The sequence below is a fragment of the Tenacibaculum sp. Mcav3-52 genome (assembly GCF_022347665.1).
Taxonomy (GTDB): Bacteria; Bacteroidota; Bacteroidia; order Flavobacteriales; family Flavobacteriaceae; genus Polaribacter; species Polaribacter mesophilus.
In genome coordinates, this window is the sequence record NZ_JAKRGE010000004.1 from 136,443 (window position 1) to 151,478 (window position 15,036).

The 15,036-nt window shown below is 29.6% G+C and carries 21 protein-coding genes; all 21 read right to left on the bottom strand.

The features are described 5' to 3' along the window. Positions 1 to 30: 30 nt before the first annotated feature. On the bottom strand, positions 31 to 2,853 hold the full coding sequence (locus MHM83_RS12350; RefSeq protein WP_239180065.1) for an aminopeptidase: 2,823 nt from the start codon (positions 2,851 to 2,853) through the stop codon (positions 31 to 33). 110 nt (positions 2,854 to 2,963) lie between these two features. Continuing rightward, positions 2,964 to 3,674, bottom strand: coding sequence for a TIGR00730 family Rossman fold protein (locus MHM83_RS12355; protein ID WP_047790084.1), 711 nt, complete (start codon positions 3,672 to 3,674; stop codon positions 2,964 to 2,966). 379 nt (positions 3,675 to 4,053) lie between these two features. Then, positions 4,054 to 4,272, bottom strand: a complete 219-nt coding sequence (locus MHM83_RS12360; protein WP_239180067.1) for a hypothetical protein — start codon at positions 4,270 to 4,272, stop codon at positions 4,054 to 4,056. A 98-nt stretch (positions 4,273 to 4,370) separates the two neighbouring features. After that, positions 4,371 to 4,529, bottom strand: coding sequence for a hypothetical protein (locus MHM83_RS12365; RefSeq protein ID WP_239180069.1), 159 nt, complete (start codon positions 4,527 to 4,529; stop codon positions 4,371 to 4,373). Positions 4,530 to 4,611: 82 nt separating this feature from the next. Then, positions 4,612 to 4,761, bottom strand: a complete 150-nt coding sequence (locus tag MHM83_RS12370; protein ID WP_159613826.1) for a hypothetical protein — start codon at positions 4,759 to 4,761, stop codon at positions 4,612 to 4,614. A gap of 554 nt (positions 4,762 to 5,315) precedes the next feature. Then, positions 5,316 to 5,495, bottom strand: a complete 180-nt coding sequence (locus tag MHM83_RS12375) for a hypothetical protein (protein ID WP_173359727.1) — start codon at positions 5,493 to 5,495, stop codon at positions 5,316 to 5,318. A 198-nt stretch (positions 5,496 to 5,693) separates the two neighbouring features. After that, positions 5,694 to 5,903: a hypothetical protein gene (locus MHM83_RS12380; RefSeq protein WP_239180071.1), complete on the bottom strand. Its 210-nt coding sequence runs from the start codon at positions 5,901 to 5,903 to the stop codon at positions 5,694 to 5,696. A 244-nt stretch (positions 5,904 to 6,147) separates the two neighbouring features. Next, positions 6,148 to 6,339 (bottom strand): hypothetical protein, encoded by a 192-nt coding sequence (locus tag MHM83_RS12385; RefSeq protein ID WP_159613830.1) that lies wholly within the window; start codon positions 6,337 to 6,339, stop codon positions 6,148 to 6,150. A gap of 71 nt (positions 6,340 to 6,410) precedes the next feature. Continuing rightward, entirely contained in the window at positions 6,411 to 7,700 is a 1,290-nt protein-coding gene (locus MHM83_RS12390) for an HlyD family secretion protein (protein ID WP_159613832.1), read from the bottom strand. Between the two features lie 63 nt (positions 7,701 to 7,763). Further along, positions 7,764 to 7,994, bottom strand: a complete 231-nt coding sequence (locus tag MHM83_RS12395) for a hypothetical protein (protein WP_159613834.1) — start codon at positions 7,992 to 7,994, stop codon at positions 7,764 to 7,766. Between the two features lie 18 nt (positions 7,995 to 8,012). Continuing rightward, positions 8,013 to 8,219: a hypothetical protein gene (locus tag MHM83_RS12400; RefSeq protein ID WP_159613836.1), complete on the bottom strand. Its 207-nt coding sequence runs from the start codon at positions 8,217 to 8,219 to the stop codon at positions 8,013 to 8,015. 18 nt (positions 8,220 to 8,237) lie between these two features. Beyond that, complete coding sequence (locus tag MHM83_RS12405; RefSeq protein ID WP_159613838.1) at positions 8,238 to 8,420, bottom strand: hypothetical protein; 183 nt, start codon at positions 8,418 to 8,420, stop codon at positions 8,238 to 8,240. Between the two features lie 301 nt (positions 8,421 to 8,721). Continuing rightward, the gene (locus MHM83_RS12410; RefSeq protein ID WP_159613840.1) at positions 8,722 to 8,928 is read right to left on the bottom strand and encodes a hypothetical protein; all 207 of its coding nucleotides are present in this window, start codon (positions 8,926 to 8,928) and stop codon (positions 8,722 to 8,724) included. A 9-nt stretch (positions 8,929 to 8,937) separates the two neighbouring features. Then, a complete protein-coding gene (locus MHM83_RS12415) occupies positions 8,938 to 9,123 on the bottom strand; it encodes a hypothetical protein (protein ID WP_239180074.1) in 186 nt (61 codons plus the stop codon). A 2-nt stretch (positions 9,124 to 9,125) separates the two neighbouring features. Beyond that, the gene (locus MHM83_RS12420; protein WP_159613842.1) at positions 9,126 to 9,341 is read right to left on the bottom strand and encodes a hypothetical protein; all 216 of its coding nucleotides are present in this window, start codon (positions 9,339 to 9,341) and stop codon (positions 9,126 to 9,128) included. Between the two features lie 83 nt (positions 9,342 to 9,424). Next, positions 9,425 to 11,611: a peptidase domain-containing ABC transporter gene (locus tag MHM83_RS12425; RefSeq protein WP_159613843.1), complete on the bottom strand. Its 2,187-nt coding sequence runs from the start codon at positions 11,609 to 11,611 to the stop codon at positions 9,425 to 9,427. A gap of 180 nt (positions 11,612 to 11,791) precedes the next feature. Continuing rightward, positions 11,792 to 11,989 carry a hypothetical protein gene (locus tag MHM83_RS12430; RefSeq protein ID WP_159613845.1) on the bottom strand — a complete coding sequence of 66 codons (198 nt, stop codon included), beginning with the start codon at positions 11,987 to 11,989 and terminating at the stop codon, positions 11,792 to 11,794. Positions 11,990 to 11,998: 9 nt separating this feature from the next. Then, complete coding sequence (locus MHM83_RS12435; RefSeq protein WP_159613847.1) at positions 11,999 to 12,238, bottom strand: hypothetical protein; 240 nt, start codon at positions 12,236 to 12,238, stop codon at positions 11,999 to 12,001. Positions 12,239 to 12,253: 15 nt separating this feature from the next. Continuing rightward, the gene (locus MHM83_RS12440) at positions 12,254 to 12,409 is read right to left on the bottom strand and encodes a hypothetical protein (RefSeq protein ID WP_239180076.1); all 156 of its coding nucleotides are present in this window, start codon (positions 12,407 to 12,409) and stop codon (positions 12,254 to 12,256) included. Positions 12,410 to 12,524: 115 nt separating this feature from the next. Further along, positions 12,525 to 14,123, bottom strand: coding sequence for a vitamin K epoxide reductase family protein (locus MHM83_RS12445; protein WP_239180078.1), 1,599 nt, complete (start codon positions 14,121 to 14,123; stop codon positions 12,525 to 12,527). Positions 14,124 to 14,239: 116 nt separating this feature from the next. Further along, positions 14,240 to 14,923, bottom strand: coding sequence for a response regulator transcription factor (locus MHM83_RS12450; protein ID WP_047790093.1), 684 nt, complete (start codon positions 14,921 to 14,923; stop codon positions 14,240 to 14,242). Positions 14,924 to 15,036: the final 113 nt, after the last annotated feature.

The following is a 15,036-nucleotide window of genomic DNA, read 5'->3' on the forward strand; positions in this document are numbered from 1 at the left end:
ACAACTAAAATAAAGTAATTATTGAGATATTTATAATACACCTCTTCTGATAAAATTATAAATTCTATCAATATCTGTTGTAATGATGAATCTAATTTTTGAAGGATAGGCTCTTTTATTGATTTCAAAACCTTCATTGGTGTAAATAGGAAGATAAAATTCAAATATTTCAGGAAGGAAGTTCAATCGAATACCGTTTTCATAAAAAAACTTTGGAGAGGTATTTTTGTTTTTTAACATGGCAACGTCATTATAAATTTCTGCCCACTTCCATACGCTTACACTGGTATTAATAGATGTTATAAGCTGATTAGCAAAGTATGGTTCTTTAAATTTAGATTTAAAACCTCCTTGACCAACGACAAACTGCTGACTAAAGATACCTTCACTTTCTGAGCGACCAAATAAATTTTGCTCAAACAAGTAATCATTTCCGCGATTTAATCCAAAGCTAAAGTAATTTCCTTCTGTTTTGTTTGATAAGAAGAGTCCACCAAAAAATCGAACTTCAAAACTTTCATTAGCAGTAAAGAATTTTCTATAACGAAAATCGGTTGAAATTTTACTGAAATTAGAGTTTATTTCAAGGTTAGCAGCATACTGTATTCTGCGTATAGCATCAAATTTGTTGTTGATATAGCGAAGGTTAAAAATATTATACTTGTCTTGATCACTCTGAGTATTGTTAGGTGCAACTTCTTTATTAATACTAACCATTCGAGCTATTAAGAATTTTGAACCTATATCGCGGAGTGTATTTCTTCTAAATTGAAAATTAATAAATGGACTTAAAGTATTATACCCTAATTCAGGTGCGTAATGAAAGTTACTTCCTGAAATTCCATATCGTATTTTATAAATCTTAGAGTCTCTTAAAAAATGATTATATGCTACAGAAAAAGATCCTGTAAAGTTTCTACTTTTTAGACTATAGTTTGGGGTTAAACTAAATTGAAAATTATGATTAACCAGTGATTTATTATTTATATTTACTCCAAGTATTAAACCATCATACAAATTATACTTAATATCAGGATAATAAAATAACTGATTATAATAGGGGTTTTCAAAATCTTTAAAAAAACGAAATTGGAGAGGCTTGCTTATAAAGCTATTATTTACATTTCTAAAATTGTTAAGAGAGTTAAATTCAGGATAGTTGTTTTCATAGTTTAAAGCTAGTTTATTGAAGTCGCCTCTTTTAATTTTAACTGTTTTGGTAGAGTCTATATTAGTAATCCAAGTTTTAAATTTTATATCTTTATTTTGGATGCCATATAGTGCAACAGGAGCTTTAAACGTTCTTTTATTTTTAATTGTAACAATTAGAGAGTCTTTATTTTTGGTATAAGCTACCTTTTTTATTTTGTAATCAATTTTTTTATCGGTAGTAAGATAATCTCCAAAGAACCATTGCAAATCTTTTGAAGTGTTTTTTTGAAGTATATGAGCAAAGTATTTACTACTTGAGGGCTTTAATTGATTTTGAATATAAAATTCTTTTACTGATTTTTTTAAAATACTATCGCCTACAAAATCGTGTAAATACTTAATACCTAAACCTGCTTTGTATTTACTAACAACTTTTCTGTTAAAATTAGAAAGAGAATCACTAGAGGTTATTAAAGATTGATCGTAAAATTTTCGAGAGCTAAACTGATATACTAGAGGGTATTTATCATTCTGCTTTAATTGAGCAATGTTATATGTTTTTATTGGCCAATACTTAGAGTATTTTCCTAGAAAAGTAATTTCAGGATAGTATTTTTTTACATACTCCATCATTAAAAAAGTTTGCAAGCCATCAGTAAGCCAATAATCTTTTCTTGGGTTTTGAATAATAATATCGTCGAAATATTTCTGAGTAAGAGCTTTAAAGAACCCAGTTTCCCATCTAAAGTTTTTAGGGAAAGGTTTCAACCAGCTTGGAAGCCCATAAATTTCATGTAATGAATTTTTATTAATAGTTCGAGAATCTACAAAAATTTCAGGGTGAGGGTGTTTACCTATAAAGTTTTCTATAAATTGTATTTGTTTATTTATAATTTTGGTAGTCTCTTCATTCGTGATTTTTTTAAGGTAGGCATCAGTTTTAATTTCTTTATCCTTTAGCTTAAAAGATTTAAAAGTTTTAACAGTGTCAATATGGAGTATAATATCCTTTTTTTGGGCGCCAACTAAATAATAGTTTGTATAGCTATTGTGTTCAGTTTTATATTGATACAAATTACTTTCAATATGATAATTCTTAGGAATATCTATAGAAATAGAGTAATTAGAGAGCTCCTCGTATAGATCGTCTAAATTTAAGTTACTCATCAGTTGCCATTTTTTATCATATACGGCAGGAGTTAGATACCAAAAACGTAAATGGTATCCAGTTTTTGTTTTTCCATATCCTGTATATTTTGCATTTGGAATTTTTACAGAATATGAGGTACGTATTATTAAGCTGTCTTTTGGTTTTAAAGGTTTGTTGAGTAGTACTTTAATAATATCTTGTTGATTTTTATTCTCTTTGAATGAAACTTGTTTAAAGTTTACAGTTAAGTTTTTTATTTTACTGTAGCCTCTATCTTTTTCTTTTGAAAAGTAAAAGTTTTTTTTGTAATCTTCAATAAACCGTTTTGCTAAGGGAGTATCATCGTTTTTATAACCATTTGCCCAGTTATGTAAAAAAATATAATCTAGATTAGAAGAAGAGTGATTGTAAAAAGTTGTTTTTTGTAGAATATGAATAACATCGTTGTCTATATCTAATTTAGCTTTTATTTCAACAGAGTTTTCTTGTGCTACTATTTTAAAGCAATACAAGATGGAAGTACATACTAAAAGGAGTATTTTCTGTTTCAATATTATATAAGGTGAGTTTAAAAGTTTTACAGAAAACATTTAAGTTTCATAAACTTTGTGAAAATAAAAAAGCTCGTTGTATTTATAACGAGCTTTAAAGATAAAAAAAATTAGAAATTAGGTTTTAGCTGATATTTAGCATAAAACTTATTAAAGTGTTCAACTGCTTCATCAGCAGTGTCAACAACTCTAAATAAATTCAAATCTTTTTCACTAATATTTCCTTCCTCTAATAATGTGTTCTTAATCCAATCAAGTAGGCCTCCCCAAAACTTTTTACCCATAAGTACAATAGGGAAACGTCCAATTTTGTTAGTTTGTATTAGTGTTATAGCTTCAAAAAGTTCATCCATAGTACCAAATCCACCAGGCATAACAACAAAACCTTGTGAGTATTTAACAAACATAACTTTACGAACAAAAAAGTAATCGAAGTTTAAGTTTTTGTCATGGTCAATCCATGGGTTGTCATGTTGTTCAAAAGGAAGTTCAATATTTAAACCAACAGAGGTTCCTTTTCCTCGGTGCGCTCCTTTATTACCAGCTTCCATAATACCAGGACCTCCTCCTGTAATAACACCAAATCCGCTTTGAGTTAGTTTAAAAGCAACTTCTTCAGCTAATTTATAATAAGGATCGTCTGTTTTTGTACGGGCAGAACCAAAAATAGATACACAAGGACCAATTTTACTTAGTTTTTCATATCCATCAACAAACTCAGACATAATTTTAAATATAGCCCAAGAATCGTTGGTTTTTATTTCATTCCAAGTTTTTTGTTGTAGTTTTTCTCTAATTTTTCTGTCATCATTCGGACTCATAATTCTTCTACTTTTATATTAAATAACAAATTAAATAGCTAAAATTTAATTTTTAGCAAGCTTGCTAATTTAGTGGTTTTTTATGGATAGATACAAGATAAAAATAAAAAACTACCTTGAAATCAAGGTAGCTTTTTATATGTAAAACTTTAATCAAGTTTGAGCTTTATAAGATTCATTAGCATAAACACGAGGTTTTAGAAGTAATAAAAAGAAAATTTCTCACATAAAAACAGTTAGTTATACAACTGAACCAAGAAAATTACTGTTTTATTTACCTCGACTTTTTCGCTTTCTCAATCTTTAATTTATTTTTGATCAGTTTTGGTTAAAGCTTTTCTTAAGTTTAAAATAGACTTTTAAACAAAGTATTTTCTAATTAAAAAGGGTTACTTTCTTCACAGTCAATGTGAACAAGAACACAGCTTTTGTGTTCTTGAGGAAGAGCTTGATACTGAGAGCAAGTACCACAAAACCCATTACTTACACCATAACAAGGAGGTCCAGAGTAGGTATTGCAGCTAGAGCCTCCCCCGTTAATTTGTTTTTGATTAGTCTTGCTTATAGCTGTTCCTATATTTAAGATTGATTTTTTCATATTTATAAAATAAAATTGGTTAATATTCGAATTTTTAAAAAGGACTCTAACATTTGTATAAATTTATTTTACGTGAGAGAGTTTATCCATTATTTAGACTAAGGGCAGACGCATCTCCATTTATTAGTGAAAGCGTCTAAGCCCCAAAAGCAACCTGCAGAATCGCATTCCTCTTTGGTTCTGTATGTCCCTCCATTAATTTGTTTTTGAAGAGTTTTATCTAGTTTTTCTCCTAAATTTAAGATTGATTTTTTCATAATTAAAAAATTTAAATATTTAATATACCTTGAAAAATTTTAAATACTTCAAGGTATATGTCTTTTTTTGCTATTTAATAATCTATCTACATCCAAAAAAACCTTTTGAAACGCAAATTCCATTAATTATACATCCATTATCACAAGGGCTAGGTTGCATTTTTCTTCCATTAATAAATTGTTGTTCATTTCTATTTAAAACTTTTCCTAAGTTTAAGATTGATTTTTTCATTTTAAAATAATTAAAAATTTGATAAAATCCTTGAACTGTTTATAGACACTCAAGGTTTGTGTCTATTCTACGTGAGAGAAATTTGAATAAAGTCACATTTTCGATAAAACTTACTTTTTAAAAAGTAAGTTTTATTGGTCTAACTGTTTGTAATTAATATAGCTTTAATTAAAAAGCTTATAAATAGTTAGGTTGACATTTGTAGCAGAAGCGCTCAATTGATTTAAAGTTTATAAAACGCTTAAAAATTTTTTCCGTTGGTTTGCTTCTGTACAACCTTATTTAAAACTATATTATATATAGTTAAGAAGGATTATTTTTCCTCACAATCAATATGGACAAAAGCACAACCTTTATGTTCCTGAGGAAGTGCTTGATACTGAGAGCAAGTACCACAAACTCCGTTACGTATACCGTAACAAGGAGGTCCAGAGTAGGTATTGCAACTAGAACCTCCCCCGTTAATTTGTTTTTGATTAGTCTTGCTTATAGCTATTCCTATATTTAAGATTGATTTTTCATGTTTTAGTAAGTATAAGATTATTGTTTTGTACTTAAAACCATACACACCCGAATCTATCACATATACCAGCATCGCAGAAAGTATGTCCTCCTGGGCCAGTTTGACAACATTTTCTACCGTCTTGATAGCAACCATTGGCTGCACCTCCATTAATTTGTTTTTGATCGGCTTTGTTTAAAGCTTTACCTAAGTTTAAGATTGATTTTTTCATGATTAAAAAAAATTAAGTATTTAATAATCCTTGAATTATTTAAAGACACTCAAGGTTTTGTGTCTATTCCTCGCGAGAGAATTATATTTAACCAGCTATAATTTAGTGAAAAGAAATTGCTGAGTTTTTTTACAGGACGCCTATTATAGCTAGGTTTTTTAGTTTGAAACTTTATTTAAAATTACCCATTGATTATTATTACACTTCACAATAATAGTCAACAAGTACGCAAGGCTTATGTTCTTCAGGAAGAGCCTTGTATTCAAGACAACTACCACAGTTGCTTTGAACATCGCTATAGCAATAAGGACCAGAGTAAGTACTACAATCAGAAAGACCTCCTCCATTAATTTGTTTTTGATTGGCTTTATTTAAAGGTTTACCCAAGTTTAAGATTGATTTTTTCATGATTAAAAAGTTTAAATATTTAATAATCCTTGAATTATTTAAAGACACTCAAGGTTTTGTGTCTATTCTTCGCGAGTAAATATTATTAACAATGAGTTGTTCTATTAGGGTAAATTTATAATCTATATTGGCTTGATAGTCTACTTGTGTATAATCTAAATTTATCCTAGGTTTAAACCTACTTTATTCTTAATTGGTTTAAACCTAGGAATGATTCAATTAAAATAATAGTAAATGAACTCTCTTATTGAGGAACATCTTCTCCTAAACAAGCATGTGTTTCATACGATCCTAAGCAACATCCGTTAGGTAAAGAGAAACCACCACAAGCAAAGCACTCTGCTGGTGTATAAATTACACAACCAGTACCTCCGTTAACTTGTTTTTGATCAGCTTTAGTTAAAGCTTTTCCTAGACTTAAAATTGATTTTTTCATAATAGAAAAATTTCGAGGGTTAATAAATTCCTTGAACATTTATAGACACTCAAGGTTTATGTCTGTTTTTATTATTTGATAATATTTTTTAATTGATAAAAGAAACGTTCTATTAAACGTAAATCTTCAGTTACTATATCCGCAGCACCTTTCATTTCTTGTCTAAAAGGAATAGTTTTATTGTATGTCGTTATTAATTCTTGTGGTAACTCTACATTAATTAAATAATTACCTTCCTCATCAGGAGTTAAAGAAATTGATTTAACTCTTCCGTTTAATTCACCAAATTCATCAGATGGATAATTCAAAAGTTTAATCTGAACTTTTTGACCTTTCTTTATTTTACCAGAATTAGCAGCAGGTGCTTCAATTTTACCGATAAATGAGTTCCCTTTATTAGGAATAATAGTAAATATTAAATCTCCTGAATTAACTGTTTGGTTTCTATTCCAAAAAGATAAAAAGGATACTTTTCCATTTATTGAAGAAGTTAGAGCATATTGTTTTTCCCAGTCTTTAATAGCTTTTTTTAAATATAAAAAAGATTGAACAGCTTTCTTTTTTAAACGAGTATCTTGTTGTGTTTTTTTTATAGAAGTGCCTTCTAGGTTTTTAGCAGAGTTATTGATTAATTCTCTTATTTGAGAAATTGATGATTCAAGGGTTTTATATGAGCGTTTTGCTTGTAAGTATTCAATTTCTTTTTGATCTTTTTCTTTAGCAGATATAACCCCTTGGTTAAACATTTTTCTACTACGATCAAGATCTTTCTCTTTAAATTCTAGTTCTTTAAGATTTAAATCTTTTTGAGAAAGTAAAATTTGTAGTCTGCCTCTAGCTTCTATAACAGACATTTGGTTAGCGAAATTTTCCGATTTAAACGGAGTTAGTTTTTCGTTTAAGGTATATTCAGAATAGTCATTTTCAAATTGAGAGTAGCTAGAGGTTATATCTCCTAAAATTAGTGGAGGAACTTTATCAATAGGGAAAAAGAACTTTTGTTGATTTACTTCGATAGTATCGACAATACTCTTCAGTAGTAAAACATCTTTGTACAAAGCACTGTTTTCAATTACAGCTAAAACATCACCTTCAGACACGCTTTTCCCTTCGCTTGTTAAAAAGGTTTCGAATTGACCGGTAGACTTTGCATAAATTTTTTCAGGAGGAGTAGAGGTAGTAACCATTACTTCGGTGGAAATAACGTCAGGGTATTTTACAAACCATGAAATGAATAATAACATTATTATGAGTCCAAGAAGCAAGGTGTTACCCCAACGAATCATCCAGTTAGGTACGTGAGTTAAAATTTCTTGAACTTCTTCACTTCTAATTTCTATATCTTGAGTATTGTTTGGCATCTTTTAGTTTGTAATAAAGGGAGAGTTAGTCCCTCCCTTTATGTTTTGTGGATAATTATGGTTTTAAAAAGCGAAGCACATAGGAGGGTAAGGGGAATTAAACCCATAGTCAGGTTGAGCAGGGCACATACTTACCCCGTCGCAAGGGGCGTGACCGACAAGTAAAGGTTCGTTATTATTGTTAGGGTCTGGAACTAAACAGTCTCCCATTGCTGTACCACCAAAACCACCATTAATATTTTTTTGTTTAGCTTTATTTAAAGCTTTTCCTAAGTTTAAGATTGTTTTTTTCATAATTATTTATTTATAAGGTTAAGCAGGGCAACATTGTCCGTTTTTTATAATACCTCTATTAGCACCTCCCATTCCATTTGGTACAGCACAAGCATCTCCTTCTTCACAATCTAAAGCACAAAAAAAGTAGCTTGAGCAAGGAAAATCAATTACCTTTCCTCCATTGATTTGTTGCTGTTTAACTTTATTTAAAATTTTACCTAAGTTTAAAATTGATTTTTTCATAATTAAGGTTATTAAATATTAGCAAGGAACATAACAAGGGCAAGAACTAAAAGCAGAACAGCCATATCTATCAATTTGGTCTTGTTGTTCTTCACGAGATACACTACAAAACTTTTTACAAGTATATATGTACCCGCCATTGATTTGTTGTTGTTCTATTTTGTTTAGGGTTTTTCCCAAGGTTAAAATTGATTTTTTCATGATTAAAAATTTTAAGTATTCAATTAACCCTTGAACAGTTTAAAGACACTCAAGGCTTGTGTCTATTCTTCGCGAGAGAGTATTTATATACTATATTTAGTAAGTCATTTCACAACAATTATTGTAACAAAAAGTTGGGGTTCCAGGTAATATAGTATTAATACATTCATTACAGTCGTTTACATTATACATTCCATAAAAACCACAAGTTTGACTAATTTTCCATTAATTTTTTTTAGTTCGGTTTTATTTAAAGATTTACCTAAGTTTAAGACTGATTTTTTCATAATTATTTACAGGGTTAAGCAGGGCAACATTGTCCGTTTTTTATAACACCTCTATTAGCACCTCCCATTCCATTTGGTACATTACAAGTATCACCTTCGTTACAATCTAAAGCGCAAAAAAAGTAGTTAGAGCATTGAAAAATAATAGGTTTGCCTCCGTTAATTAGTTTTTGTTCTGTTTTTTTTAGTTTTTTTCCTAAGTTTAATGCTAGCTTTTTCATAATTCTCTTTTATAAAGGGCAACATTTTCTATATCCACTTTGTAACCAGCAAGATTCAAAATCCCATAGACATTGGTTACACCTACTACTAGTCCAACCTAAATCTTCACATGTGGCTTGCATGTATCCACCACTAATTTGTTTTTGTTCAACTCTGTTTAAAGTTTTACCTAAGTTTAAGATTGATTTTTTCATGATTAGGCTATTTTTATTTCTTCATTAACTGTACAATGTCTTCCATAAACATCTTCACCATAACCACTACAGTCTTCACTAGAACCAGTTACACAAGCACCACAGCCCCATGCATTACAACACTGGTAACCTCCATGTGCTGAGATTCGACCTCCTTTAATTAATTTTTGATCAACTTTGTTTAAAGCTTTTCCTAGGTTTAAAATTGATTTTTTCATTTTAAAATAATTTAAGTTTGATGAAATCCTTGAACAGTTTAAAGACACTCAAGGTTTATGTCTATTCTTCGCGAGTGAATATTTTATTTACCTAAATCTAGTTGGTTTTTGACTAAATGGTAATAACTTCCTTTTAATTTGATTAATTCTTCATGATTTCCTTTTTCAATAATTTTTCCTTTTTCAAGGACAACTATTTGATGCGCGTTTTTTACAGTACTTAGTCGGTGTGCTATTACAACAGCTGTTTTGTCAGCAAAGAATTCATTAAGCTTACCCATAATAATTTTTTCATTATTTGCATCAAGTGCACTAGTAGCTTCATCAAAGAACAAGAATTTTGGATTTTTATATACCGACCTAGCAATAAGTAATCGTTGTTTTTGACCAGTACTTAAGCCACTACCTTCACTACCAATTTTGGTATTATATCCTAGCGGTAATCCCTCAATATAATCGTTGATATTTGCTACGTCTATTGCGTGAGCTAGCTTTTCTTTGTCAACATAATCTTCGCCCACAGCAATGTTTTTAGCTATAGAATCATTAAAGATATATCCTTCTTGCATAACAACACCGCAGTTTCTTCTCCATTCTTTTTGAGAAATGTTTTTTAAGTTAAAGTTGTTTATCATAATATCTCCTTGATCAACTTGATAAAAACCAAGAAGTAATTTCATTAATGTGGTTTTTCCACTTCCACTAACCCCTACAATTGCGGTTGTTTTGTTTGCAGGGATTTCAAGAGATAAATCTTTCAAAACAGGCTCTAAACCACCAGTGTACCTGAATGAAATATTATTTAGTCTTATAGATGCGTTATCTGGAATGATGGTTACTTTTTCATCACTAGGTTTTTCTTCATCTTCCATGTTGTGTATTTCACCTAATCTATCTAAGGAGATTTGTGCATCTTGTATATCTCTCATAAAGTTTATTAGTTGTGTAATTGGTCCGTTTAGTTGTCCGACGATGTAGCTAATAGCCATCATCATACCTAAGGTAATTTGTCCATCTATTACTAGTTTAGCAGAAAGTATAGTAATGAACATATTTTTAAGTTCATTGATAAAGTTAGAACCTACACTTTGTGTTTGTTCAAGAGCAAGGCTTTTAGTAGCTACTTTAAATAAACGAGCTTGTACATATTCCCAATTCCATCGCATGCGTCTTTCAGCATTGTGAAGCTTTATCTCTTGCATTCCATTAATAAGTTCAATTACTTTACTTTGTTCTTGACTTACTTGAGAAAAACGTTTATAATCAAGCTCTTTTCTCTTTTTGAAGAAGAATAATACCCAACCAAAATATAAAACACTTCCTAACACAAAAACACCAAAAATTTGCATGCTATAATACCCTAAAACTAAACTAAAAATTATGAGATTGAAAAAAGAGAATAAAACAGTTAAAGAAGAAGTGGTTAAAATTCGTTCAATACGCTTATGATCGTTGATTCTTTGTAATAAATCTCCTGTCATTCTTACATCGAAGTAAGAGATAGGTAATTTCATTAATTTGATAAAAAAATCTGAAATTAAAGATATGTTGATTCGAGTACTAAGATGAAGTAAAATCCAACTTCTAATAATTTCTAAAGAAGCTTTTCCTATGAATAAAAATAATTGAGCAAATAAGATTAAGTATACAAAGTTTAAATCTTGGTTTTTAATACCAACATCAACAACACTTTGAGTTAAAAAAGGTAAGATTAATTGTAATAAACTACCAGCTAGGAGCCCAATTATTAATTGAACTATAAACTTTTTGTATTTATATAAGTATTTGAAAATAAATGAAAAACCAAATTTTTCATCTTCTTCAAACTCTTCTTGATAGAATTTGGGAGTTGGTTCTATTAATAAGGCAATACCTTCTTCTGTATTTTCATCGGCATTATTACCAATCCAATGTTGGATAAACTCCTCTTTAGTAAAAGAGATGAGCCCATGAGCTGGGTCAGAAATATAAACAACATCTTTTTTTATTTTGTAAAGAACCACATAATGATTTTTATTCCAATGAATAATACAAGGAAATGGGGCTTCTTTAAGTTTGTTAAAGGCTAATTTTATACCTAAAGACTTAAAGCCTATAGACTCGACAGCTTCACTAAGACCTAATAAGCTACTGCCTTCACGTGTTGTTTCGCTTAGGTTTCTTAATTGTTGAGTATTGATAGTCTTGCCATAGTGTTTGGCTATGATTTTAATACAAGTAGGTCCGCAATCTTTTGCTTCTGTCTGTTTATAGTTTGGGAATTTTTTCAAGTTCAGTTTAGATATGAAACAGATAGGATAATAGAGTATCTCCTACCTGTTCTGTTTATTAATTATTACAGCTCTTTTATAGTTTTTCTACACGAAGTACAATATACTTTGGATTTCAAGATATTCTACGTTACTATAGAATTCGGTACAATTATAGTAGAACCGCTAATGGAATCTAGTTCATTTACGTTCAAAACTAACTTTTCTATAATTAAACTTTTTGCTATGGAATAAAGCTGCAGTATGTTTATACATAGTTGGTAACATGGTTTTAGTAAACACCATCATTATTTTATCACATTGTTTTCTGCCTCCGCTAACCAGAGCTAGTTCTGCTTTACTTAAAGTTTTTCTAAGGAACAAAATTTGTTTTTTCATGTTTTTAGTTTAACATCCTGTACAACTTATACTTCCATCAGGACAAAATTCCCAAGGTTGAGTACAGTTGTTTTTATTTCCGCCTCCGCCTCCACCAGTATCATTAGTATAGCAATATATTTCTTCACAATACTGACCAGAAGGGCAGTTACCATTTATGTCACAAAATCCAACAGCACCACCACCTGTAATAAGTTTTTGTGTTGTTTTATTTAATGACTTACCTAAGTTTAAAATTGATTTTTTCATGATTAAACTTTTTTATTATAAAATAAAGCTACAATAAAACTCTGCACAGTGTCTTCCATGGTCTTCACAGATACCATCCCTGTTTTTATCACATTGTTTTCTGCCTCCGTTAATTTGAGATTGTTCCGCTTTTTTTAAAGCTTTACCTAAATTTAGAATTTGTTTTTTCATAATTAAAATATTAAGGTTACTTTTGCGGCGAACATTTAAAGACACTCACCAATGTGTCTATTCTTCGCGAGAGAATTTTGTTCAAAATGCAAAGCCCTTTTTGGGCTTTGTCTTTTTATACTGTTTTTAATGAAACATCAGAAGCTTCTATATTTTCTTCTAAATCTTCAATAAATAAAATTAAATCAGTTCTGTTATATTCCTTAGGAAATGATTTACCGTTTACTAAAATTTCAGGAGTAAAGTTGATGCCATTTTGATTACACCAATTCTTTTCTTTTTCTAGCTCCAATGTATAAGTTTCTTTATTAGAACACTCACCCCATTTTTTTAACCAAGCAGCTGGTTTTTGCCCTTCATAAATAGCATCCATGGCTTGAAGACATTCTTTTTCTCCTTGTGTATTATATATTTCTATGAGTCTACTGGTAATTTTAACGACATCACTATCTTTTTTTTCTACACTTACATTAAAGCGTACTTTAATTTTTGCATTGTTATGGTATCTTTTAATAATTTCATCAACATGAGCGTGAACAGGTTTACAGTGTCCACAGAAAGGATTGGTGATTATTGTAATTTCAAGGCTGGAGTTAGGGTTTCCAAAAACAATTTCTTTACTATCAGTTAATTGAGTGTCAAGTTGAGGTGATTTTTGTAATAAACTATCAAACAATGCATAGTTTCTCTTAAATTTAACACTTGCTATCTTTTCTTTTTTGAGTTCTTGAACTTCAGTAAATAAAGGTTTAATATAATTCCAAGCTAACCACGTAAAAGAAGCAACGATACCCAAGGTGACAAAATCTTTAATTATGAAGGTGTTAATGTAATTATTTGTCAATACTGGAGCCAGTGCTTGTAGCCAAAGAACTCCAACTATACTTAAGCATAAAAGACACCACTTTTTTACTACTGCATATTGATAATATAGCGAGTATAGAGTAATAGGTATAGCAAGTAAACTAATAGTATATGAAATTACAGGATTAGAAATTTGAGTAAAAGTTAAAAGAGATAACCCAATAAAATAAAGCATGCTAAAGTCACTTAATTTATATCCTTTTAAAATTTCCGCTCCTTTTGAGGTTAATACAGCGTCACAATCTTTTTTATCATCAGCTCCTGAACAAAAAGCATCACCAATAGCGGTTTTCAATCCAAGTTCTTGTTTTACAATTGCGATACTGATAATTAATCCTGTTACTGATAGTAAGAAATAAAAAGTATTGTACCATGAAGTTGAACTAAAAAAAACAAAAAATAACGTAAAAATACTAAGAAGAGAAAAACCGATAGTTTTAACTAATTTGGAGTTATTTTTAGTTGTTTGATAACCTTCAGTTTCTTCAACAGCAACAATAATTCCTGTAAATTTACTTAGAAACTCATTTTCAGATAACTTCGTTTTTTTGTTTTCAGAATCATAAATTATATAATCTGATTTTTTTCTTTCTACTACAATTAAGTCTTGACCATGTTCACTGTTTATTTGAGCAATAAAACAGTCGGGGAGTTGCAAAAGTGTTTCTGAATTAACAGGAACGTCAGCTGCCACATTTTCAATGTTAAAATGGTCTAATACTCCAGTAATTGCGTGTAAACTAGGGTAAGAAGGGTGACTTTGAATTTGAAAAGCCAATTCTTCCTTATCAAAAGAAATACTATTTTTCTTAAGTAAATTTTGTACTAAATTGATTAATGTGTCTTTCAAAAGTAAAAAGGTTTTAAGGATAGTTATTTTCTGTTTCCCCAAAGCTATATTTTGATAGTTGTTTTTTTATAGAAAAAGCCATAAAAAAAGTAAGGGAAAACCGTAATCGTTTTTTTTTAAATAAAGCCCTTTTCTTTGGCTGTTAATATTAACTCTCGGTCTCCTTTAGCTTTAACATTGAATATTTTTTTTAGATGTCGTTTTCTTTTTTCAATACTAGCTGCGGAAAGAGGTATGTAATTCGGCATATCTTTCATTTTAGAGCCTAATGAAAGTTCGTATAGTATTTGTCTGTCTATTGCGTCAATGGAAAAATTATTAGAAACTTCTTTTCTTAAGAGGCTTAAGACAGTTTTACTATAATAAGGTATATTGTTTGTTACATTTTTTATTGCATTTTTTAACTCTTTTGAAGTTAAATCGTTCTTAATAAGAAAACCTTCAGGATTTAAGCTTTTAAAAATGTTATAAATTCTGTAATTATCATTACAATCAGTAGAAACAATCAGTCTTGTGTTTGGAAGTAATTTTCTTATTAAAAGCCCTAAATCTTCACCAGATAAGATTTTTCTATTCTTAGCAGGAGAAAGTTTTAAGTCTAAAACAACAAAGCTGAGTGAAGTTTCTTTTTCAATTGTTTTTTTTATAATGTCGTAAGCTCCATTACAATTATAGGTAATGTCTGTGTTAAAATTAAAACTTGGGTTTAACCTAGCTATTTTAGATATTATGTTCTTGTACGTTTCACAAATAAGCGGGCAATTATCTGCTAACAAAGCAGATTGTTTTTCTTTTCTCATGTTTAAATAATTTCGGGGGGAAATACTATTTAACTGATTTCTTTTTTTCAAATCAGTTCATAAATTTATATAAATTAATTTGAAATCAAAAAAAAATATATAAAAAACAAATT

Excerpts from the sequence above, each read along its gene's own strand:
- MHM83_RS12435 (WP_159613847.1), bottom strand. The coding sequence starts at position 12,238 with ATGAAAAAATCAATTTTAAACTTAGGTAAGTCATTAAATAAAACAACA.
- MHM83_RS12395 (WP_159613834.1), bottom strand. The coding sequence starts at position 7,994 with ATGAAAAAAACAATCTTAAACTTAGGAAAAGCTTTAAATAAAGCTAAA.
- MHM83_RS12400 (WP_159613836.1), bottom strand. The coding sequence starts at position 8,219 with ATGAAAAAATCAATTTTAAACTTAGGTAAAATTTTAAATAAAGTTAAA.
- MHM83_RS12370 (WP_159613826.1), bottom strand. The coding sequence starts at position 4,761 with ATGAAAAAATCAATCTTAAACTTAGGAAAAGTTTTAAATAGAAATGAA.
- MHM83_RS12380 (WP_239180071.1), bottom strand. The coding sequence starts at position 5,903 with ATGAAAAAATCAATCTTAAACTTGGGTAAACCTTTAAATAAAGCCAAT.
- MHM83_RS12450 (WP_047790093.1), bottom strand. The coding sequence starts at position 14,923 with ATGAGAAAAGAAAAACAATCTGCTTTGTTAGCAGATAATTGCCCGCTT.
- MHM83_RS12415 (WP_239180074.1), bottom strand. The coding sequence starts at position 9,123 with ATGAAAAAATCAATCTTAAACTTAGGTAAAACTTTAAACAGAGTTGAA.
- MHM83_RS12440 (WP_239180076.1), bottom strand. The coding sequence starts at position 12,409 with ATGAAAAAACAAATTCTAAATTTAGGTAAAGCTTTAAAAAAAGCGGAA.
- MHM83_RS12360 (WP_239180067.1), bottom strand. The coding sequence starts at position 4,272 with ATGAAAAAATCAATCTTAAATATAGGAACAGCTATAAGCAAGACTAAT.
- MHM83_RS12390 (WP_159613832.1), bottom strand. The coding sequence starts at position 7,700 with ATGCCAAACAATACTCAAGATATAGAAATTAGAAGTGAAGAAGTTCAA.
- MHM83_RS12355 (WP_047790084.1), bottom strand. The coding sequence starts at position 3,674 with ATGAGTCCGAATGATGACAGAAAAATTAGAGAAAAACTACAACAAAAA.
- MHM83_RS12365 (WP_239180069.1), bottom strand. The coding sequence starts at position 4,529 with ATGAAAAAATCAATCTTAAATTTAGGAGAAAAACTAGATAAAACTCTT.
- MHM83_RS12410 (WP_159613840.1), bottom strand. The coding sequence starts at position 8,928 with ATGAAAAAGCTAGCATTAAACTTAGGAAAAAAACTAAAAAAAACAGAA.
- MHM83_RS12385 (WP_159613830.1), bottom strand. The coding sequence starts at position 6,339 with ATGAAAAAATCAATTTTAAGTCTAGGAAAAGCTTTAACTAAAGCTGAT.
- MHM83_RS12430 (WP_159613845.1), bottom strand. The coding sequence starts at position 11,989 with ATGAAAAAACAAATTTTGTTCCTTAGAAAAACTTTAAGTAAAGCAGAA.
- MHM83_RS12405 (WP_159613838.1), bottom strand. The coding sequence starts at position 8,420 with ATGAAAAAATCAATTTTAACCTTGGGAAAAACCCTAAACAAAATAGAA.
- MHM83_RS12420 (WP_159613842.1), bottom strand. The coding sequence starts at position 9,341 with ATGAAAAAATCAATTTTAAACCTAGGAAAAGCTTTAAACAAAGTTGAT.
- MHM83_RS12375 (WP_173359727.1), bottom strand. The coding sequence starts at position 5,495 with ATGAAAAAATCAATCTTAAACTTAGGTAAAGCTTTAAACAAAGCCGAT.